The following is a 21058-nucleotide window of genomic DNA, read 5'->3' on the forward strand; positions in this document are numbered from 1 at the left end:
ATAAAACTTAATTAAACTGAACTCAGGATAATTTATAAATCTCAAGCAGCTATTTAAAGAGCTAACTACGTTGAATTTACTTGCAATAGGCGAGCTATTGACGCGTAATTTCGCCTTGTTTTCACTGGAAATCACTGGCTAGAGAAAATAAACATAAATATCAATTTTGATTCAATACGTTAGTAAATCTCTTAACCAAAGTTCAGGTTATTTACGTGAAGTTAAAATGCCAAATATTTACTTAGCCTGCTAACTAATGCTAAAATTTGCCGTATATTCACAAGTAAGAGTTCCTATGAGTAGCACTATTCCTTTTCATGAAACACTCGATTTAACCTTATGCGGCAATATGGGCCGAGTGCACCGCTTATGTCGAGAAGCGGTGACACTGGCGGTTGAGCCGCTAGGTTTAACTCAGTCACGCTGGACGGCAATGATCCACTTACATCATTTACCCTTAGGAGCAACGCAGCAAGCGCTGGCGACTAGTTTAGGTATTGAAATGCCCTCATTAACGCGCACCATTAAGCAATTAGAGCAGCAAAATCTGGTTATTCGACAAGTTGATGAACACGATAAACGTAGTAAAAAATTGTACTTTACCGATGAGGGTATAAAGTTATTAGAACATTTAAAAGAGCTAACAAGCGATATTAAACAGCGTTTATATGCCGGTTTAAGTACTGAACAACTTGATGGTATGGCGCACAGTTTAGTGCAAATGGAAGAAAACGCGCGGCGTTGTATTGCAAGCTTATCTGGAGATAAATAAGTATGACACCTGATCAAAAATTTGCCCGCTACGTTAAAGTTTCGCTTGTTGGTTTTATTGTTGTCTTTTTTTATTATATTGTTGCCGATGTATGGTTGCCGGTTACGCCACAGGCACGGGTTTATCATCCGGTTGTGCAAATATCACCGCAAATAAATGGCCGTGTTACCGATGTTTTGGTCAGTAATAACCAAGCGGTTAAAGCGGGTGATGTATTATTTGAGATAGATAAAAACACCTATCAGCTGGCACTTGAACAAGCACAGCTCGCGCTTGATGATGCCAAACTACAAAATAAACGCCTTGATACCAATGTAAAAGCGCTGGAGGCACAAATAAGTGCAGCTAACGCTAAATTGCATGAGCAGCAGCTATTAAAAAAGCGTGGCGAAACACTCTACAAACAAAACTCTATTTCGGAGCAAGAGCTTGAAAGCATTCGTGCTAACTTTGCAGCAAGTCAATCTAATTTAGCTGCCTTTGAAGCACAGCTTGCTGAAGCTGTTTTAGCGCGTGGCGACTCGGGGCAAAATAATTTAGCGCTGCGCCATGCGGCCAATCAGTTAGCGCAAGCCGAGCTTAACTTATCCTATACACAAGTGCGTGCTTTAAGCGATGGTGTAGTGGCTAATTTACAGTTACTTGAGGGGTCCTATGCGGTTGCGGGTAAGCCATTACTTGCTATTGTGGCAAAAAAAGCAGATTTAGTGGCTGATTTTCGTGAAAAGTCACTATTAAATATGCAGCCTGGGAGTTTAGCAAAAGTAGTGTTTGATAGCCGACCTGGTGAAGTATTCGACGCTAAAATTGAAACTTTTGAGGCCGGTGTCAGTGACGGGCAACTTAGTGCGAATGGATTACTTAGCACCACCGAAACCAGCAACCGCTGGGTTCGTGACGCTCAGCGCCAGCGTATTCATTTAGTGCTACCAAATAACACTCAGCTTATAAATAATATGCCCAGTGGTGCGCGTGCCACCGTGCAGTTACTCCCACAATCGGCAATAGGTCAATGGTTGGGGTCAGTACAGATCCGCTTTATTAGTTGGTTACATTACATTTATTAGTGGGGCGAGTAATGACACAACATGTTAGCCAAGCGCCACAACTCGATTCAAATGGCTTACGCCAAGCGCTGCGGATTGCCGGTGGTTGCACTATTGGTTTTACTTTATGTAAGTTAATGAATTGGCCAAATGGGATATTTTTTACAGTTTACCCTATGTTATTACTGGGTTTAGTGCCAAGTATTAACAAAGGTGTGATCCGTCAATTTGTTGCCAGTGCTGCCTACAGTGCGTTTATTGTGCTTGTTTTGCAGGGCTTATTTTCACACTTACCGGTGTTAATGACGCTCATTATTTTTGCTAGTTTTTGCGTGTTATTTTATTTAATGAGTAGTGGCGGCGCGTTTTTATTTGGTGCGTTAGGTGCGGTGAGCTTATCGATTCAGTTGCACTTTGCCAGCCATGTTGATCAAGCAAGCAGCATTTACCCGCTTATTTTAAGTAATGGTATGGCTATTTTTATTACTATTATTATTGCGCTCTTGATGCATGGTTTGTTTCCTGATGTGACAGCGCGGCCCATGCGCGCTGTGCCACACAAGGACAAAGAAAGTATTCGTCACGAGGTGTTGCTATGCGCTAGCGTTGCGACTTTATCATTCGTAGTTTTTCAGGTACTTGATTTACAAGATTCAATTTCGGCGCAAGCGGCGTCTATTTTAATTTTGTTTTCGTTGTGTTTTAAGGCAGCGGGCACCGCAAGTTGGCAACGTATTATTGGTACACTGATAGGCTGTAATGCTGCTTTGGTTTCGCAGTTGTTTTTGTATAATCATACCGACGTTTTGCTTTTTCCGGTGGCTATATTATGGATTTTGTCTTTTATATTCAGTCGTTTTCATATTTTAGGTGGTGGTCCACCGGGTGTTGGGTTTGGGGTATTAACCACGTTTGGCATTTTATTTGGTCAGTCGTTAGGCCCAGGGCAAGATTTAATATACAGTGCTTTGTATCGATTTAGCTCGGTGGCCGTTGCGGTTACGCTAAGCTTAAGCGCAGTGTATGTAGTGCATCGAATCCTCAACCGATTTAGCGTCACCCGCCATCATACTTATGATTAAATTAAAGGCTGCATTCGCAGCCTTTTTTATACTAGCCTATTGCAAGTAAATTCAACGCAGTTAGCGCTGGAAATAGCTGCTTGAGATAGATTTATTATCCAGAGTTCAGATTACTTAAGTTATAGCTTGATATTACCGCGTAGGGCTTTAGTTTGGCCGTGTTTGGTTTTTTTATCCATGCGTTTACGCTGTGAGCTACGGCTAGGTTTAGTGGCACGGCGTGCTTTATTAACCTTAGTGGCGCTTAAAATTAAATCTTTTAGCCGTTTTAGCGCATCTTCTCTGTTGAGCTCTTGGGTGCGATGGCTTTGCGCTTTAATAACCAATACCCCTTCTTTGGTGATCCTTGAATCTTTCAAAGCAAGTAATCGTTCTTTATAAAAGTCAGGTAATTTAGAGCGATTAATATCAAAGCGTAAATGTATAGCACTGGCTACTTTATTAACATTTTGCCCGCCTGCGCCTTGCGAGCGAATAGCGCTGAGCTCTACTTCCCATTCATCAATGGTTACGCTGTTTGAAATAGTTAACATAGTGCCCCGCTCTTTTTGCAAAAATGTATTATATCATCAGTACATTGCGTTGTGGTGAATCAACTTAAACTCACACCTGAGTAAATAATAATTTATAAATTTACGCTTTGTATTGGCAATAGCCGTTAATTAGTTTTTAATTAACGCTACTTTACTATTAGGAAATGCTTAATGAAAAAATTACTGTTATCAATCAGCTTGTTAGCGATGAGCTTCTCAAACTTTGCACAAGACATTAACGAAGGTCAATTACAAAGCTACATTAAGGCATTACCTGCAGTTACAAGTTGGGCAAGCAATCAAGAGTCGTTAAAAGGCTTAGATTTAGCGAATATGCTGGGCGCATCGGCAGATCAAACGATCACTGAGCAAAGCTCGTTAGCCAACAGCGCACTTAGCATGATCAAACAGCAAGACTTATATAAAAGCTTTGCCAACGTAACTAGCCAATATGGTTTTACGCCTGAACAATTAATTGCTGTAGGATCGGAAGTTTCAATGGCTTACATTGAAAACCTAAAATCAGGTTTATCAGATGAACATAAAGAAACCGCCAATAAATTAATGGGTGGCTTACAAAGTATGCAAAGTAGTAAAGACAAAGGCGTTAGTTCATTAATTGGATCGTTTGGCAAGGCATCAAGCGAAGCCCAATCGGCAGAGCCTGTAGTCAGTGAAAATAACCTAGCACTTGTGAGCGAATACATGCCACAACTTAAAAAGCTGTTTTCAATGTTGTAAAAGTTATTGTTTATAGAGGTGGCATTGGCCACCTTTTTTATACTTACTTTTCCAGTCTCATGTATTTTAAGTTTAAATAATGGCTTCAGTTTTAATGCTGTAAACCCCCTTTACGGCTATGATTAAGGCGTTATTTCGCTTGCGCTAAAAAAATAAAAAGTAATAAATAAACCCTAATTTTACTTACGCTAAGGCTGCGTTTTGTTTGGTGCTGAAGCTATACCAATCGACTTAAATATTTAACCATTTTAGCGAGCTAAATAAAGCGCTAACTGCGTTATAATTTTTTTCAAGTAGAACAACCACATGTCAAAATTTACGCCTTGTTATCACTCCATTTATTTGTCGCTATCAATGGTCAGTAACTTAACACAATTGGTATTAAGTTAGTTGCTACTAACAAGTTGTTGTTTTATACAGATCAGCCATTTATCAACTTAAGTAGTAAATGACGGTATATTTGCTTTCAGCTAGCTTATTTTTGTTTGTTTATTAGCCTTTTTTAATTTTTATACGGTTGAGTTAGTAAAAAATCGGTTTATTTTAACAATTTTGAAAAGTAGTTAGTAAAATCGTGATCCTTTCGGTGTTTTTAAATAAAGTTATTATAAATTAGGTGGTTAGGCTTTAGTATTACAAAGCTAAAATAGTAGTAATCCCAAAGGGAGCGTATGTTAATAGCAAATAATGGGACTAAAGCATCGCTATATAGCCGTTTGCAGCGGTTATAACTGTTTGTTCAGGTGCCTTATTTCAGATCACTATTTAACTAACAGTATTAAAAGAGCCTATTTTATTCAAATGCAAATAAGAACTACTATCTTTTGTATTTGTTGGCGTTATAATATCACCATCATTTTTTAGCTATGTTTAAAAGGAATTTGCAGTTTATGCAGGCCTCCAACCGTCTTTTAGACTTTCCCAAACCCGTTTTTTCTATGTTATGGCAATTTATGCAACGCTTTAGCTATGAATTAGCGGTTTTATCGCGTTTTTTTATTGCCATTGTTGGCGGGTATTTTTTTACAGCCGTTAGTGTGTCGCTATTAAGTACATTAGTGCCTGTGCCTAAAGTTGACGCGGTTTTGCTTAGTGTGTCTGCGAGTATTTTAATTTATGCTCTAGTGTTTATTTATAGCTTTTATATTCATTCATTAAAAACTGTTTGGATCAGTATTTTACTAAGTATTGCAGCGCAACTTGTCGTTTTATCGCTACTGAAGGGATGGTTATGAAAGGGAGTTTTTTTCGTTCAATGACGTGGTTACATACATGGGTGGGTTTGCTCGTGTGTTGGTTACTGTATTTAATATTTTTTGCAGGCACTATTAGTTTTTTTAGAGATGAAGTGAGCTTATGGAATCAGCCAAGTGTCCATAATATTGAGCAGCAGGCAGATCGTATTGGCGCGCAAAAACAACAAATCGTGTCGGGTGTTGAGTATTTAAATGCGCAAGCACCTAATGCGCCTAATTGGCGTATAACGCTTCCTGAGGAGCGTATACCTTATTTAACGTATGGTTATGCAAAACCAAAAGAGCCTGGACAGCGCAGAGCCTCTTTTGAAAATACCCGTTTAGATCCAAATAATATGCAGCCTTTAGCACCCTTTGTAGATACTCGAGGGGGGAATTTCTTTTATCGCCTGCATTTTGATTTGCATTATATTGATGTAAAAACGGCACGTTGGATTGTCTGTTTTGCTAGTTTATTTATGCTCATTGCATTGATATCTGGCATCGTTATTCACAAACGTATTTTTAAAGATATGTTTGTTTTTAGAGCTAATAAAGGCAGCCGTAGCTGGTTAGATGTGCATAATTTAAGTTCGGTATTTGCCTTACCTTTTCATTTAATGATTACTTATACGGGCATTATTACCCTGATATTTATGATTTTCCCCTACCCCGCGCAAACCGTTTATGAGGATGGAATACGAGGCTTTTTTAATGATGTTTCGCCAAGTAGTCCTGCAACAGAGGCGTTGCAAGGCACTGCGCCGTTAGTGCCTATCAATACTGTTTTGGATCAGGTTTATACTAAGTGGCCAGAGGCTGATATAACTCGGGTGATTATAAATAAGCCGAATAAGACCGCTGCGACTATTATGGTTTTGGTCAGCCCTGGAAAAACATTAAGGGATCAAGCACCGCGTTTGATATTTAGTGGAGCGAGTGGTGAGCTTGTTGCTCAAACTGATGATGAACTTACCGGCAGTAAAGCGCTGTATGAGTCACTAAATTCAATGCACACTGGGCGTTTAGCGGAGCCATTATTACGTGTTTTATACTTTTTAGGCGGCATTGCTGGCTGCATAATGATAGCCACGGGCTGTATTATGTGGGCAAAGCGCATTCGAGAGCGAATGAAAAAAAATGCCCGGCCATCATGGGGTTTAAAACTCGTCGAAGCGCTTAATTTAGGAACTTTAATGGGATTGCCCTTGGCAACGTCTGCGTTCTTTTTAGCAAACCGATTAATCAGCACACGCGCAATGGAGCGCGCGGATAAAGAGATACTTGCCTTCTTTTTAACTTGGCTGTGTGTACTTATTATCGCTTTTGTAAAGCGTGACAAGCTGCAGTGGTGTGTTATGGCGGCCATAAACAGCATTGCTTGTTTTAGTGTGCCAGTGGTTAATGCGCTAACAACACAAGGGAATATAATCAGTTATTTACGTAATGAACAGTGGGCTTTATTTATGTTTGATAGTCTCTTTTTGTTATTTGGTTTGTTGTTTTTGTTACAAACCGAAAAATTACGTACTGCACTGCAAGCTAAAAAACCTAGCCCGATAAACACTCAGGAGCAAAAAGTATGATGGCATTGCTCCCTTTTAGTTTATGTTTGGTGGCTTTTAACTGCTTTGCACTGGCTAAGTTTAATCATTTTAAGGATGTTTTTAACAAGCGCCCTACTGATCAGCAGCGTTTAATTTTATTGAGTGTTGCTTGGATCAGTATTTTACTAAGTTTACTACTTTGTGTTAGCGAATTACACGGCTATGGCGCTCTACAGTTTTGCGGGTTTATGTCGTTAAGTGCTTTAATTATAATGATTTTTTATAGTTTTTTAGTCAATCTAACTAAGCTTTTTAACTTGCTTGTATTATTGATATTGGCCGCGAGTACGTTATTTTTTGGTTTAAATGGACTTTAGTTAGTAAAAACCTGATCCCAAAGAATAGGCTAAATTGAGGTAAAAAAATGGCAAGCCATCAGGCTTGCCAATTAAAAAGGGGGATTGTCATTATGTCTTGTACTTGCCTTTCCTTTTGCAAGTGGGGCTAATATAGCCCCTCTTTATTTAGTTTACCTTACAGTAAGGTGAACGTTTTATTACAACCTAGGGGTGTAAACCCCCTTTACAGCGATTTTTGATTTACCCATATAATCTCATCAGTTGCAAAACCAAGCGCTTTTACTTGGTTTAAAAAGTGCTGCTTGAGCTCTTTACTCACTGTAGGTGTTCTCGATAAAAACCATAAGTAATCTTTGCTATAACTTGTAATAAACGCATATTGATAATCAGGTTGGTCGAGCTCAAAAATAATATAGGCACCATAAAACGGGCCAAAAAATGACACTTTAAAATGTCCTGTATCGGCGTTTTCTACAAATTTAGCTAAGCCTTCAGCTTCGTCCCATTTTTGTTCTTTACTAATAAACCCTTTGTTTAATACCTTTACCGTTCCATCATCGTTAATTGAATAAGTGGCTGTTACTTGCTCCATTCCTTGTTCAAAAGAGTGGTCTAATCGTGCTATTTCATACCACTTGCCTTGGTATTTCTCTAAATCAAAGTTTTTAACGGGAGTTATTCCTTCGGGGGCGCTGGTACAGGCACTGAGTAAAAACACGGTGGTAATAAATAATGCGGTTTTAAAAGCGAGTTTCATGTTGTTTCCTTTTCTTTAGAAATTGCTATAGGATCGTCTTAATACTAAAGCAATTTAAAGAACTTAGCATGAAAATTTGGGTTGATGCTGACGCTTGTCCGGTGGTAATAAAAGAAATTTTATTTAGAGCCGCAGAGCGTACGCAAACAGAAACTATACTGGTTGCAAATCATGCCATGCGAATCCCACCGTCAAAATTTATTAGCCGACTACAAGTGTCATCGGGCTTTGATGTGGCTGATGATGAAATAGTAAAACGAATAGAAAAAGGCGATTTAGTGATCACAGGAGATATTCCGCTGGCAAGTGAAGTGATTGATAATGGCGGCCAAGCGCTTAATCCGCGCGGTGAGCTTTACACCACTGAAAACATTCGTTCATTACTAAATGTACGCGATTTTATGGATACTATGCGCTCAAGTGGTGTAGAAATGAGTGGTGGGCCGCCTCCATTAAGCCAAAGTGACAGACAAAACTTTGCTAACAATCTTGATCGTATTTTAGCGCAAAATAAGAGCAGTTAAAGTGAGCAGCCAGTTAATAGGGTTAGGTGATAATTCATTCAGTGTTGCTGTGCATGTAGCAAAAGCGCCCCCTATGCCTTACTTTGAAACACTTGCGCAGCTAGAGCCTGTAGTTAATGGGCAAATAAATAGCATAAACCAGCACTGTGGCAATGGCTGGCGAAAAGTCTTTAATGTGTACGCCAAGGTGTTATTTGCGCTGCCAAGCGAGTATTACGCTTTTGCTAAACAAGCCGTGAGTTGGCAAGCATATCGCGATGAGCTGTTGTTACAGCAACATAGCGGTACTGCATTACTATTTAGTGCACCGGTGCTTACTGAGCATAAAAATCAATTGCACATTATTGCAGGAAGAACTCACGCTAAAAACTTGATACAACAAGGTAAGTTAAACGCCCAACTTGATTGGCTTGATGATGAGTTTGCTATAGATAAAAGCCAGAATATTATTGTATGCCCCTATTTTGATTATAGGCAGCTGAGTAATATTAAAATTGCCCGTTTGAGTGAATTAGTGGCTCAGTTGCGAATAATCTAAGCCACTTTCGTTTTTTAGGTAAGTGTTACGCTCAGTGTGTTAGCGCTATCAACTAGCATGAGCGAGCCCAAAATAAATAGGATGCAGGCCGATGCACGGCCAAATTTTAGTGAGAGCGCCGGATTATTGCTGAGGATTTTTCTGGCACTTACCCCTATTAACCAATATACCAGCGCACAGCCAACTAAATGAATAATGCTAAGTACCAGCAATTGTTCAGTAATAGAAAATGACAGTGTTGGTAAAACAAACTGCGGCAATAAGGCTAAAAATAACAGCATCACTTTGGGATTCAAGCCACTAATTATAAAGCCCTTTCTCATCCACTTTAGGGGCGTGTCTGAGGTGTGTTCTTGGCCATCGTTATAGGCTGCAGGCATTGGAGGAAATCGGTACAGTGACACGGCAATCCAAATTATGTACAAAGCACCAAATAAGGTTAACAGCTTTATAAACATGGCATGCGATGCTAATAACGCGCCTAAACCTACCACCACTATTAAACTGGCCATTAAATGCCCAAGTATTAATCCTGACACCGCAGGAATGATTTTATCACCCGCTATACCTGCACTGATTGTATAAGCCCAATCGGCACCGGGGGTAAGTACAAACAAGATTGATACCAGCCAAAAAGAAAAAATAATATTAATATCCATACGTATCCATGCGCTAAAACCCAAAATAAGTGAGCTGCTATTTTATTTCTTTCTGATGAGTAAAAGTTACTGTATTTTACTGACATAAGCGTTCATTTTAGGAAATAATCAACTATGGATACCATAGATAGGAAAATTCTTGCTGAGTTGCAAGTTGATGGCAGGCTCACCCTTTCTGAATTGGCTGATCGTGTTGGGCTAAGCGTGTCACCTTGTCATCGTCGTGTAAAAGAGCTTGAGAAAAGCAAAGCAATTGTTGGCTACAGAACAGAAATATCACCGGAGAAGGTTGGTTTAAACTTTTCTGCGTTAGTATTTATTACTATTAAAGAAGGTGATAAAGCGTCGTTAAGCAAATTAGAGCAAGCAGTCGATGCTATCCCTCAGATCATCAATGCACAACGCTTATTTGGCACCCCTGATTACTTATTACACGTCGTTACTAAAGATTTAGCCGCGTTTCAGCAACTCTACGATGACAAGCTATCAGCCTTACCGGGTGTGCAACGTTTAACCTCAACCATTGTGATGAAAGATATCGTAAGAGCGCGTAACTTGCACTTTTAACAGGTTATGTTTTACACGAACTTTAAAAAGTTAAGCCGATGACGCTGCAAAGCCTATGGCAGCGGGCTTTGCCTAAATAGGTAAAAATAAAGTGTAAATAAAGCTTGTTATAAAGTGTATTGCTGTTATCCTGCTTGCCATCGGGTTGATAGAAAGCCCTGTTTATTTGTAAGTACCTCGTTGTTATTAGTAATAATCCTTCGCGATATCCTCAAGTTAAATGTTTGTTTTCTTCCTGTTAAACGCCTATTTTAAGGCAAATTTTTTATTATTTTTTTAGGATATTATTATGTCTAATACAACTACTGGTACAGTAAAATTTTTCAATGAAGCAAAAGGTTTTGGTTTTATTGAGCAAGAATCTGGCGCTGACGTTTTCGCACATTTCAGTGCTATCTCTGGCGACGGTTTCAAAACATTAGCCGAAGGCCAACGTGTACAGTTTACTGTTACTCAAGGTCAAAAAGGCCCGCAAGCTGAAAACATCGTTTGCATCTAATTATAGAGGGAGTGGGCTTTAAAGCGCACTCACCCCGCTTAAACTCGTGTTAAGCAATAAAGCTAATATCATTATGATATTAGCTTTTTTTTTTGACAAAAATTTATACAACGTAACCGCTAAAGCCAAGCGCTTTAAAATAAAGCTTTGGAATACCAAATCCACATTCATTCAGTAGTTCACTAAAGCGCATACGATCTAGGGGGTAAAACTCTCTTTCGAGGTTATGCCCCATTTGAGTTTTGCCTGCTTCAGTTAGGCCTAATTGAGCACAGGTGTTTAATTGTGACTCACGCTCAAATGTTGTTTCTGGGCGCATTAAATCAGCAATATAAAGATTCGCTCCTTTTTTAAGGTTAGCTTTAATGCTTTTAAGAATTTGTTTTTTGTCGCCGTTATCTTCTACAAAATGCATCACCAGTAAACATAATACGGCGTCTGCTTTCGCTTTTACTTTATCAACTGGGCTACATTCAATAGTGACACGGCTATCAATACCTTGCTCTGCAAAGCGCTGTTTTGCAATATTGAGCATATCACTGGAGATGTCTTGGGCAGTAAACTGCCATTTAGGATTTATTTGTGCTAATGCTAATACTTCCTTACCTGTGCCGGCACCAATCACTAAAATGTGTGCATCGTCGCTTAACGTGGTTTGCAGTTGTGCATTGGTTAGTTGATGAAGTAGCTCATAGCCTGGGACTAAACGGGTAATGCGGTTATCATATTCTTGTGCTTCTTCGCCTGTGAAAGTGGGCATGCTGTCTCCTTAAATTACGTTTATGGTGGAGTATCCACCCGGTTTTTTAGCGACATGAATTTGCGTAGCAACGCGTTCGCTCATTTCACTTACATGTGAAATTACACCGACCTTTCTACCTTGCGCTTGCAATGAATCTAGCGCGTCCATGGCAATACTGAGTGTTTCACTATCTAGTGTTCCAAAGCCCTCGTCAACAAATAACGAGTTAATTTGCACTTTGTTCGAAGATAGTGAGGCAAGTCCCAGTGCTAATGCCAACGACACTAAAAACGATTCACCGCCAGATAGCGTATTGACCGAGCGTTGTTCATCGGCCATATCTCGGTCGATAATGGCTATATCAAGTGACTCAGCAATTGCAGTGAGCTCATAACGCTTGTTAAGGGTTTTTAAATGGCTATTAGCATAATGCAGCAATATTTTGAGTGTTTGTGTTTGCGCTAAATTGCGCATTGTTTTCCCTGTGGCATCACCTAGTACTTTATTAAGTAAATGCCATTGGTCAACCTGTTGCTTGAGCTGGCTCAGTTCAGCTTGTTTGCCCTCAAGCGCTTTTGCGTTTTGGTTGTGCTGCTCAATCGCGGTGTTGATGGTGAGTAAGCTATTTTGCAATTGTGTTTGCTGGGTATTTAAGTGGTTTTGTTGCTCAATTAGCTGTGCTTCGCTTTGCGTTGGCTGATTATTTTGTTGATGCTGTTTATTAGCTTGTTGCTGTTGTTTTAACGCGGCACTGGCATCAACGACTGCTTGCGATAGTTGCTCGCCTTGCTTTAACTGAGTTTTAATATCGTCGTTGCTGATAGTTAGTAAAAATGTGACTTGTTCATGACTGATATCGCCATGGAGGGTGTTAAATTCTTTAAACCAGTCGTTGTAACGCGTTTCAAGCATCACTAACTCTTGGTGGTTATCTGCCAGACGATGCTCAAGGTTTTTAAGCGTGATGGCGTGTTCATCGCGCTGTTTTACGGCACTGTCGTGTGCTTGTTGGCTGGCACTTAATTGGTTTTGGCAGTGCTCTAGCTGTGCTGACAGTTTAGCTTGGTAGTCATCAGCGCTAATAGTTTGGTTATCAAATAAGGCTAAGCGCTGTTGCTGCGTATTATTGTGCTGTTGCTGTGTTTGAGTTAATTCTTCATTGAGCGTGTTAACTCGCTGCTCTGCTTTGGTTATAAGCGGTGTTAGTTGTTGTAACTGTACATTGGCGCTGTCGAATTGTTTTTGACTTTGCTCAAGCTGTGCTTGGATTTGCTGATATTGTTCTACCTGCTGAGCTAAGTCGCTAAGCGTTAACGATCCTGCTTGCAATGCGTGCCAAAAATCACTGTGTTCAAAATGTAAATTGAGCTCTTTTATAAGCGCTTCGCTTTGAGTTGCTAGTTCATCGCATTTGTTATTAAGCTGAGATTGCTGATTGCTCAGCTCAACATGCTGTGTATTTAATTGTTGCTGTGTTGCTTGTTCTTTTTTAACTGTGCTTTGCAGCTGGTTAACAGTTTCTTGCAAATTACTGAGCTGTTTTTGCGCCGAAAAATACTCTGTTTTTTGTGCACTTAATTGCTTATAAGTTTCATCAAGCTGCTCAACTGTTAACTCATTAAGCTCGGTTTTAGCCGCTTGCATGGTATTTTTAATTTCCAGCATTTTGGCTTGTGCATCACTAATGGCTTGGCTGTACTGAGCATGCTCTGCCACCAAAACCGCGTGTTGTGTTTGGTGTTGATGAAGCTGTGTTTGAGCATCTTGGTGTTGCTGCTTTTCGTTATTATATGCATTTTCAAAGTCGGTTATTAAGTTTGTAAAAGGTTGGCTTTGATTGCTCGCGAACGGGTGCTCTGTAGCCCCACAAACGGCACACGACTCATTTGGAACCAGTTGTGCGCGTAAATGCTCAACATGCTCACTGGCACGAAGCCGCGCTTGATTGAGTGCTTGCTCTGCGTGTTTAAGTGCCTGCTCTTTGCTGGTTAAATGCGTAAGCAGCGTAGTTTTAGTGTGTTCACTGTGGCTGAGCTTTTCTGCCACATCACGTTGCTGTTGCACCGTGTGTTTTAATTCTTGGTTAAACTGCTTATAGTGTGTGCGCTGATCTTTTAAATAATCAATGTTTTTAAGCTTACTGTCGCATTGTTCAATGTTAAATTGAGCGTGCTGCTGGTTTAGCTTATTTAGGCTTTGCTGCTGCGTTGTAAGCGTTTGCTCTGCTTGTTCGAGTTGTTTATTTTGCTCGCTAAGTTTTGCTGTGAGTATTGTTTGTTGCTCTGCGTGAGCCTGAGCTTGCTGCTGGGTTGTTTTTAGTTGTGTCTGAGTATTAAAAAACTGCTTAAAGCTATGATGAAAATAGTTCCAATCAGTTGCCAATGGCTTTAATTGACTCTGCTCGTTCAACCAGTGCTGATGCCCTGTGATTTGCGTTGTGGCTTGCTCTGCACTTATTTTGTTTTGTTGTAGCTGCTGTTGTAAATCACTTAATTGTTGCTGCTCTTTGGCGCTTTGTTGAGTCAGACTTTTTATAGTTTGGTTATATATTGCTAATTGGCTGTCGAGCTCTCGCGCTTTTGCAATCAGAGGCTCTGCTGTTAGCTTTTGTTGTTTTGCTGTATCTAATTCGTTTTGCTGTTTTTTAACGTTATTGGCTTGCTCGGTGATCAGCGCGTTGTGATCAAGCTCGTTTAATTGTTTTATTTGTGTATTTAACTGGCTATTTTGCGCTGTTAAGCTTTCACAGCGCTGGCGGTTATCTTTAATTTCAAGCGCACTTTGCGCTTGTTTTGCTTGCTCAGTTTGCGCTTTAACAGCATTGAGTGCGGCATGTGCTTGTTGCTCGCTTTGCTGAGCATTTTTTAATGCCAGCTCCAAGCTATGTGCTTGCTTATACCAATTAACGCCTTGCTCTGTCGTTGCTAAAGTTGTTTTAGTGTGTTCAATTTGTTGTTTTAAATCAGCCAGCGTTTGTTGTTTTTCACTCAGCTCATCGTCAGACAATAACGTATAACTGGCTAAACTTGCCGTTAGTAATTCAAATTTATCTTTAATAGCTTTGTTGCGCTCAAATATACGCTGCCCTATTCGACTAAATTTATCGGTGCCAGTCAGGCACTCTAAAAGCTGCGCGCGCTCATCGCCAGTGGCTTTTAAAAAGGCGGCAAACTCATGTTGTGCTAGTAACACCGCACGCGAGAACTGCTCAAAGGTTAAACCTATTTTATTTTCTATGGCTTTTAAGGTGCCACTTTTGTCAGCAATTAAGGTTTCATCGGGTAGGCTATGTAAAGTATGTTCGGCCACTTTAAGTTTGCCGGTTACTTTTTTATGTGTACGTTGAATACTATAACGTGCTCTGTAAAGTTGTTGGTCTTGGCCACTAAAATCTACTTCGGCGTACCCTTCCCATTTGCCACGGCGCAATAAATTGCGGGCATCGTTAAGCTTAATGTTATCGCCATTAAAATCAATTAAGTTACCTTTATCGCCTTTCAAACGCGCAGTTTTTGTATAAAGCGCTAAGCAGATAGCATCGAGTACGGTGCTTTTACCTGCGCCGGTGTCACCTGTAATGGCAAAGAGGCCTGCGTCTTTGAGTGGCGAGGCTAAAAAGTCGATTTCGGCATCGGCAATGGAGGCTAAATTATGAATACGAACAGCCGTTATTTTCATAGCAGTTGCTCCTGTTCAAGTTCTTCAATTACCTCGGTTAACAGTGCTTTTAATTCATTTGGCACGGTTGCTGCGGCCATATCTTTATCATTATTAAATGCTTGTTCGAGTAAGCTAATTGGGTTGAGCATTTCAACAAAGCTTAAATCTTCAAATACCGTTTCTGAGGAATTACTCATTTGCTGGTCACGAACTCGCTCTATGCCACAAAAATTAATTTGTTTTCCTTTAAGTGCTTGCTCAATTTGTTCTCGAAAGGTGGTATCGATATCACTTGATTTAAGTTTTACTCGTAAGTAGGGAGCCATGTCGTATTGCTCTGTATCGAGTGCTTTTATTTGCTCACACAGCTGCGCTAAAGGTACGCATTCTCCTTCAGGAAGTACAATCACTTCTGCTAAGCGCGGAATGTAAAGGGGGTTTACAGTGGTGTTTAACGGTTGGTTTTTTTGCGTGCTAAATTCAACCACATTTACTTGATGGGTATACTTTCTCTCTGAAAACGACATTGGAATAGGCGTGCCGCTGTAACGTATTTGCTCATTTTTAGCTACTAGTTGTGCTTTATGTAAATGGCCTAGTGCGACGTAATTGGCATGTTTACCAAATACCGACGCTGAAATAGCTTCTTCACCGCCAATGACCAAATTACGTTCAGAGTCATTGGAAATATTACCGCCTTTTGCATGCAAATGACCCATAACAATTAAAGGCGTATTTTCAGCGTTAAGTGTTAGCGCATGTTCAAGAGCAAGTTCATAGGCTTTTGCAACGCCTTGTGCGTAACTAGGGCCATCTTTGGTTTGGCTAAGTGTGCTTATGTCACTGGTGCGTAAAAAAGGCATAGCAAGTACCACAGCGCGTTTATCATCGTTATTAATCGTTATCACAACGTCACTGGGTTTAGCAGGATCAAACCGCCCTACCACATAAGTATCAAACTGGGCTAATAAGGGCTGTGCAGCCAAAATACGATTAGCGGAGTCATGATTACCCGCAATAATAACAACGTATAATTGTGGGCACTGGGCTTTGGCGTTTTTTATAAATTGATAGAGTTGGTTTTCGGCGCTAGCACTCGGTGTGGCAGTATGATAAATGTCACCTGCAACAAGCAATAAATCGATTTGTTGGTTAACGAGGGTGGTTAACAGCCAAGAGAAAAAAGCATGGTGTTCATGACGGCGATCATGTTCATAAAATTGCTGACCTAGGTGCCAGTCTGAAGTGTGAAGAACTTTCATTTTGCGCTCTTAAAAAATCATAAGATCGCCAATATACCCAAGGCAACTAAAGATGCAAGTATCGCTTTAGGTTAAAGTATACCAAGCTATAAAAATAAGGGGCAAAGCAGCGAGCGCGATTGTTAAAGGCCACTTTAATGCTTTGGCTTTTTTAGCTTGTAATACTTGCAGTGCATTAGTTTCATTACAAGCAGCGACTTTATCAATATACAGATAACCCGAGTTTATATACTGCTTACAATTTTGCACGTCTGCTGGTATTGCAATTAGCTTTTGCTGCTTTTTTAGGATATAAAAATCCATAAACTCACCACACTACTAGTTAGAACAAAATATTTGAGAGAAACGCAAAAAAATGCTCTCAAATTAAAAAAGTGGGCGATTCTAATTACAAACCATTGTAAAGATCAACCTAAAACTGCGTTATTTAGCTTTTTTAATGAAAATAGCTGTGTTTTTTCGTTTTATCTTGATAGCCAGTGTGTTTTGTAAACCCCCTTTACAGTTTTGTTTAGCGTATTAATTGCTTTTGTTTTTTATTAAATTTCTGACGAAATTTCCGTTCATTTTTGTTGTATAAAACGCTATTTATTGTATTTACAAAAAGGTGTGGAATATCACCCTATAAAAGCAGGATTTTATCGCTATTTTATTGAAGCTAAGCTGTAAATTTGTCACAGTAGCGTTACTAAAATCGATCAGGATTAACAATGAAGAAAAATTTACTTACACTGAGCGCGTTTGTATTGCCTTTGGCAATGGCAAGCACTGTGCTTGCCTCATCTGTTGAGCAAACTAAAGGCAGCTATGTTGATAAGTTTCGTCAACTAGATGAAGCTTTACCTACTCCTAATGTTTACCGCAGTGCAGCAGGTGCCCCTGCTGAAAATTATTGGCAGCAACGCGTTGACTACGATATTGATGTAACACTCGATGAGCAAAAGCGTCGCTTAACGGGGAGTCAAACAATTGAATATAAAAATAACTCTCCACATACATTAAAGTATTTATGGCTTCAGCTTGATCAAAATATTTTTAAAAATGACTCAATTGCAGAAACCACGCAAACATTTAAAAGTACCCTACAGAACGAACCTGATGCAAAGCCTGCTAAGTTAAGCTTAGGTGATTTACGTCGTCAACAGTTTATGAACGATAATGAACTGGGTTACACCATTAGCAATGTTAAAGATGAAGATGGTAAAGCGCTGCGCGTGACTGTGGTTGATACCTTAATGCGCATTGATTTAAATACCCCACTTAAACCAGGTAAAGATGTTGAGTTTAGTATGGACTTTGCGTTTAACCTAGTTGAAGAAGACGCGGTAGGCGCACGTGCAGGTTACGAGCATTTTGAAGAAGACGGTAACGATATTTTCTTAGTTGCACAGTGGTTTCCTCGCTTAGCGGCTTACACCGATTACGAAGCATGGACAAACAAACCGTTTTTAGGCAGTGGTGAGTTCACTTTAGAGTTTGGTGACTACGATGTTGAAATTACGGTTCCTGCGGATCATATTGTATCAGCAACTGGTAAGCTTGATAACCCAAGCTCGGTATTGACCAGCACTCAGCGCAAGCGTTTAAAAGAAGCTGAAACAGCAAAACGCCCTGTGTTTGTTGTTACCGAAGAAGAAGCGCTCGAAAACGAAAAAGCCGGTACAGACAAAACAAAAACATGGCATTTTAAAGCAGAAAATGTTCGTGACTTTGCTTGGGCATCATCACGTAAATTTATGTGGGATGCTAAAGGTTACCAGCAAGGTGGTGATGAACAGCCACTCGTTATGGCGATGTCGTTCTTCCCTAAAGAAGGTGGCGACTTATGGAAGAAATACTCAACTGAAGCGGTTGTACACACGATGGAAGTGTATTCACAATATTCATTTGATTACCCATACCCAACTGCGCAGTCAGTTAATGGCCCTGTAGGGGGGATGGAATACCCAATGATCACCTTTAATGGTCCACGTACAGATTTACAAGACGATGGTACACGCACTTACTCTCAAGCAGAAAAGCGCTTTTTAATTGGGGTTGTTATCCACGAGGTGGGGCATATTTACTTCCCAATGATTGTAAACTCAGATGAGCGCCAATGGACTTGGATGGATGAAGGTTTAAATAGCTTTTTAGACGGTGTGGCTGGGCGTGAATGGGATCCAACCATTCCTTGGGGTGTTGAACCACGTGACATTGTGGCCTACATGAAGTCAGAGACTCAAGTGCCTATCATGACGCAATCAGACAGTGTGCTTCGTTTAGGCCCTAACGCCTATACTAAACCAGCTGCGGCATTAAATATTTTACGTGAAGTGATTTTAGGGCGTGAATTATTTGATTTTGCGTTTAAAGAATATGCTCAGCGCTGGAAATATAAGCGCCCTACTCCGGCTGATTTTTTCCGTACTATGGAAGAAGCGTCAGGTGTTGATTTAGATTGGTTCTGGCGTGGTTGGTTCTACACCACAGACCATGTTGATATCTCGCTTGATAAAGTATATCAATTACGGTTAGACACAAAAAACCCTGATATCGACTTTAAACGTTTACGTGATATTGAAGCAAATAAGCCAAGTTCATTATTTGTTGAGCGTAATCGCGCTGAAGGTAAAAAAACCTGGGTTGAGAAAAACCCAGATGTAACCGATTTTTATGACGAAAACGATCGCTTTACGGTTACCAATAAAGAACGTAATTCATACAATAAATTTTTAAAAGGCTTAAAACCGTGGGAGCGTAAAACCCTCGAACGCGCGCTAGAAGAAGACAAAAACTACTACGTGATGGAGTTTTCAAACCTCGGTGGCTTAGTGATGCCAATTCTTTTAGAGCTAACGTATGAAGATGGCACTAAAGAGGAACGTTATATTCCTGCAGAAATTTGGCGTCGTAATCACAAAAACGTACAAAAGCTGATTATTACCGACAAAAACAAACCGCTTACCTCAGTAACGGTTGATCCAGGTTGGGAAACCGCGGATGTTGATGTAGAAAATAACCACTACCCACGCCGTATTATTCCTTCGCGTATTGAAGTCTACAAACGTGAAAAGAGCAAGGCAAAAGTAAGCCGTGATATTATGCAAGACATCAAAACAGAGCTGAAAAAAGACGAGCCAAAAGACGAAAAAAATAACGACGAGGATCAATAATAATGCGCTTTTTGCTTATTATTGTTTGTTTTTTAATTGCTGCGCCAAGTATGGCGCATCAATTAAAATCATCCGTTACAACGGTGTTATTTAATCAGCGTACGCACAATATTGAATTGATGCATCGTTTTTATTTACATGATACAGAGCATGCTGTTAGTAACTTGTTTAAAGGCAAAGTGGATATTATGAGTAACAAGCGTGACCAAAAACGCTTTGCCAAGTATGTTGAATCTCATGTTGCCTTACAAACCTTGAGCGGTGAGCCCCTCCCCCTTAATTATGTAGGTGCACAAGTGGATGGTAAGTTTTTTTGGGTGTACCAAGAAGCTGCTATTCCCGATAAAATTGAGGGCATTAGAATGAGTCATGGTGCACTGCGTGATTTGTGGCCTGCACAAGTGAATATGGTGAACGTTGAAGGGCGAGGACAGATCAAAACCTTAAACTTTAGCCAAGACGATACCTGGCTTGAAGCGAAATTTGAGCCGAAATAACCACTATTATTGCGCACCTTTAGAGGGTGCGCACTTTCCTTTATAGCTGATCGAGTTAATTAATTGCATCGTAAAGTCTTTACTATACCAGTTATACAAACCCAAACTATTATGTTATCAAACTAACTATAATTAAATTTCAATGGACTGAGCTGTTTTTATATGTTTATTGATATACTTTTTATTAAAGGTTTAGATAACCTAAGCCAAACCTAGCATACTGAGCTAATTATTTAGCGCAAGGAATGAAATGAAAACGCAAATTGAGGCAATCAAAGGTGTTATTTTTGATTTAGACGGAACTTTAGTATCTTCAGAATTAAACTTTTCATTGATAAAAGCCCAAGTAGGTTGCCCTGCAGAGCAAGACTTACTCGATCACATAGAACAACTACCTTCCCCCTATATGCGTGAAGAAGCAATGAATATAGTGCATCAGCATGAGTTGTTAGATGCACAATCGGCTAAGCTTCTACCTGGCGTTTTAGAGGCTGTTAAAGCGCTACAAGCTAAAAACATACCTATGGCCATTGTTACACGTAATTTTGATAAAGCGGCCACACTAAAGTTGCAACACAACCCATTGCCAATAGAAATGGTACTCACTCGAACTGAAGCTCCGGCCAAACCCGATCCGAGTGCTTTATTAATGATTGCAAGGCAGTGGTCCATGCCCGTTGATAATGTTATTTACGTTGGTGATTATTTATATGACATACAAGCTGCTCATAATGCAAAAATGCGAGCCTGTTTATATGCTCCTGATGCAACCCTAACCCCTGCCTATGCCGAGCAAGCCGATTTTGTCATTCATGCGTTTGATGAATTGGTAACATTAATTGACAATTATGCTGAAAAAGTGAGGGTCTGTTGACCTTTCAAG

21 protein-coding genes are annotated in these 21058 nt (G+C 40.0%); 14 read left to right on the top strand and 7 right to left on the bottom strand.

Translation table 11 applies throughout. The features are described 5' to 3' along the window. Nucleotides 1-295: 295 nt before the first annotated feature. The 3 genes from CWC30_RS13985 to CWC30_RS13995 are packed head-to-tail and all read left to right on the top strand — an operon-like array spanning nucleotide 296 to nucleotide 2900. Nucleotides 296-772, top strand: a complete 477-nt coding sequence (locus CWC30_RS13985) for a MarR family winged helix-turn-helix transcriptional regulator (RefSeq protein ID WP_008110790.1) — start codon at nucleotides 296-298, stop codon at nucleotides 770-772. Between the two features lie 2 nt (nucleotides 773-774). Continuing rightward, nucleotides 775-1839, top strand: coding sequence for an HlyD family secretion protein (locus tag CWC30_RS13990; protein WP_036983582.1), 1065 nt, complete (start codon nucleotides 775-777; stop codon nucleotides 1837-1839). An 11-nt stretch (nucleotides 1840-1850) separates the two neighbouring features. Beyond that, a complete protein-coding gene (locus CWC30_RS13995) occupies nucleotides 1851-2900 on the top strand; it encodes a DUF2955 domain-containing protein (RefSeq protein WP_138627395.1) in 1050 nt (349 codons plus the stop codon). A 119-nt stretch (nucleotides 2901-3019) separates the two neighbouring features. Here CWC30_RS13995 and arfB read toward each other — a convergent pair whose 3' ends face one another. Next, entirely contained in the window at nucleotides 3020-3433 is a 414-nt protein-coding gene (gene arfB, locus CWC30_RS14000; protein WP_138627396.1) for an alternative ribosome rescue aminoacyl-tRNA hydrolase ArfB, read from the bottom strand. Nucleotides 3434-3604: 171 nt separating this feature from the next. Between arfB and CWC30_RS14005 the strand changes: the two genes are divergently transcribed. The 4 genes from CWC30_RS14005 (at nucleotide 3605) to CWC30_RS14020 (ending at nucleotide 7333) form a co-directional block, all read left to right on the top strand. Then, on the top strand, nucleotides 3605-4174 hold the full coding sequence (locus CWC30_RS14005) for a short-chain dehydrogenase (RefSeq protein ID WP_138627397.1): 570 nt from the start codon (nucleotides 3605-3607) through the stop codon (nucleotides 4172-4174). A gap of 890 nt (nucleotides 4175-5064) precedes the next feature. After that, nucleotides 5065-5409, top strand: coding sequence for a hypothetical protein (locus CWC30_RS14010; protein WP_138561045.1), 345 nt, complete (start codon nucleotides 5065-5067; stop codon nucleotides 5407-5409). Continuing rightward, entirely contained in the window at nucleotides 5406-6995 is a 1590-nt protein-coding gene (locus CWC30_RS14015; protein WP_138627398.1) for a PepSY-associated TM helix domain-containing protein, read from the top strand. The genes CWC30_RS14010 and CWC30_RS14015 overlap by 4 nt, the downstream gene beginning before the upstream one ends. Further along, nucleotides 6992-7333 (top strand): DUF3325 domain-containing protein, encoded by a 342-nt coding sequence (locus tag CWC30_RS14020; RefSeq protein ID WP_036983588.1) that lies wholly within the window; start codon nucleotides 6992-6994, stop codon nucleotides 7331-7333. The genes CWC30_RS14015 and CWC30_RS14020 overlap by 4 nt, the downstream gene beginning before the upstream one ends. Nucleotides 7334-7538: 205 nt before the next feature. Here CWC30_RS14020 and CWC30_RS14025 read toward each other — a convergent pair whose 3' ends face one another. Further along, entirely contained in the window at nucleotides 7539-8072 is a 534-nt protein-coding gene (locus CWC30_RS14025) for a lipocalin family protein (RefSeq protein WP_036983590.1), read from the bottom strand. A gap of 68 nt (nucleotides 8073-8140) precedes the next feature. On the opposite strand from CWC30_RS14025, the gene CWC30_RS14030 reads away from it, so the two are divergent. Beyond that, nucleotides 8141-8596: a YaiI/YqxD family protein gene (locus CWC30_RS14030; RefSeq protein WP_008110780.1), complete on the top strand. Its 456-nt coding sequence runs from the start codon at nucleotides 8141-8143 to the stop codon at nucleotides 8594-8596. Between the two features lies 1 nt (nucleotide 8597). Then, nucleotides 8598-9134, top strand: coding sequence for a DUF6942 family protein (locus CWC30_RS14035; RefSeq protein WP_138627399.1), 537 nt, complete (start codon nucleotides 8598-8600; stop codon nucleotides 9132-9134). A gap of 14 nt (nucleotides 9135-9148) precedes the next feature. On the opposite strand, the gene CWC30_RS14040 is transcribed toward CWC30_RS14035, so the two are convergent. After that, nucleotides 9149-9793: a LysE family translocator gene (locus tag CWC30_RS14040; protein WP_036983592.1), complete on the bottom strand. Its 645-nt coding sequence runs from the start codon at nucleotides 9791-9793 to the stop codon at nucleotides 9149-9151. Nucleotides 9794-9907: 114 nt separating this feature from the next. Between CWC30_RS14040 and CWC30_RS14045 the strand changes: the two genes are divergently transcribed. Next, nucleotides 9908-10360, top strand: a complete 453-nt coding sequence (locus tag CWC30_RS14045; protein ID WP_138627400.1) for an Lrp/AsnC family transcriptional regulator — start codon at nucleotides 9908-9910, stop codon at nucleotides 10358-10360. 289 nt (nucleotides 10361-10649) lie between these two features. Continuing rightward, complete coding sequence (locus CWC30_RS14050) at nucleotides 10650-10859, top strand: cold-shock protein (RefSeq protein ID WP_011329603.1); 210 nt, start codon at nucleotides 10650-10652, stop codon at nucleotides 10857-10859. Between the two features lie 103 nt (nucleotides 10860-10962). On the opposite strand, the gene CWC30_RS14055 is transcribed toward CWC30_RS14050, so the two are convergent. The 4 genes from CWC30_RS14055 to CWC30_RS14070 all read right to left on the bottom strand — a co-directional run bounded on the left by CWC30_RS14055 (nucleotide 10963) and on the right by CWC30_RS14070 (nucleotide 16826). After that, nucleotides 10963-11619 carry a class I SAM-dependent methyltransferase gene (locus tag CWC30_RS14055; RefSeq protein ID WP_138627401.1) on the bottom strand — a complete coding sequence of 219 codons (657 nt, stop codon included), beginning with the start codon at nucleotides 11617-11619 and terminating at the stop codon, nucleotides 10963-10965. A 9-nt stretch (nucleotides 11620-11628) separates the two neighbouring features. Beyond that, on the bottom strand, nucleotides 11629-15279 hold the full coding sequence (locus CWC30_RS14060; RefSeq protein ID WP_138627402.1) for an AAA family ATPase: 3651 nt from the start codon (nucleotides 15277-15279) through the stop codon (nucleotides 11629-11631). Next, nucleotides 15276-16523, bottom strand: a complete 1248-nt coding sequence (locus CWC30_RS14065; protein ID WP_138627403.1) for an exonuclease SbcCD subunit D — start codon at nucleotides 16521-16523, stop codon at nucleotides 15276-15278. Before CWC30_RS14065 ends, CWC30_RS14060 begins: the two co-directional genes overlap by 4 nt. Before the next feature lie 66 nt (nucleotides 16524-16589). Next, nucleotides 16590-16826 (bottom strand): hypothetical protein, encoded by a 237-nt coding sequence (locus CWC30_RS14070; RefSeq protein ID WP_036983599.1) that lies wholly within the window; start codon nucleotides 16824-16826, stop codon nucleotides 16590-16592. Nucleotides 16827-17233: 407 nt separating this feature from the next. Here CWC30_RS14070 and CWC30_RS14075 point away from each other — a divergent pair, with 407 nt between their 5' ends. From CWC30_RS14075 to CWC30_RS14085, 3 genes are all read left to right on the top strand, one after another. Then, on the top strand, nucleotides 17234-19678 hold the full coding sequence (locus CWC30_RS14075; protein WP_138627404.1) for a M1 family metallopeptidase: 2445 nt from the start codon (nucleotides 17234-17236) through the stop codon (nucleotides 19676-19678). Between the two features lie 2 nt (nucleotides 19679-19680). Further along, a complete protein-coding gene (locus CWC30_RS14080) occupies nucleotides 19681-20175 on the top strand; it encodes a DUF6702 family protein (protein ID WP_069439048.1) in 495 nt (164 codons plus the stop codon). 250 nt (nucleotides 20176-20425) lie between these two features. Continuing rightward, the gene (locus CWC30_RS14085; RefSeq protein WP_138627405.1) at nucleotides 20426-21049 is read left to right on the top strand and encodes an HAD family hydrolase; all 624 of its coding nucleotides are present in this window, start codon (nucleotides 20426-20428) and stop codon (nucleotides 21047-21049) included. Nucleotides 21050-21058: the final 9 nt, after the last annotated feature.

It is taken from the genome of Pseudoalteromonas sp. S4741, from assembly GCF_005886135.1.
Lineage (GTDB): Bacteria > Pseudomonadota > Gammaproteobacteria > Enterobacterales > Alteromonadaceae > Pseudoalteromonas > Pseudoalteromonas tetraodonis.